This window comes from Vibrio sp. S234-5 (genome assembly GCF_000960595.1).
GTDB lineage: Bacteria > Pseudomonadota > Gammaproteobacteria > Enterobacterales > Vibrionaceae > Vibrio.
Window position 1 is genome coordinate 1 of sequence record NZ_JZAM01000464.1, and the last position, 341, is coordinate 341.

Sequence of the window (341 nt, forward strand, 5' to 3'; positions counted from 1 at the left end):
ATTGGATGTTGATACCGATCTGAAACTGGCTTTGGTTACTCCCAAGTTTGCTTCGGCCTATCTTGAAATTGTCAGTCGAGAGAGGGAATACTTGAGTCAATGGTTAGCTTGGCCTCCTCATGCAAGCAATGAAGAGTTTTTTCTTAGCTTTATCAAAAGTTCATTGCATGATTATGCTGATGGAAAATCCTTGGTTTGTGGGATGATTTACCAAGATAAGTTGGTTGGAAATATCAGTTTTAACAGTATTAACCGTCAACTTAAAAAAGTAGAGATTGGCTACTGGTTAAGCTCTGAATACCAAGGTAAAGGTATCGTGAGTAAGTCGGTTTTAAAACTGA

1 protein-coding gene is annotated in these 341 nt (G+C 38.1%); it reads left to right on the top strand.

Features of this window, described 5'->3' with window-relative positions; all coding sequences use genetic code 11:
• Position 1: 1 nt before the first annotated feature.
• The coding region (locus UF06_RS23065; RefSeq protein WP_045572544.1) for a GNAT family N-acetyltransferase at positions 2 to 341 on the top strand (340 nt) is incomplete at its 3' end.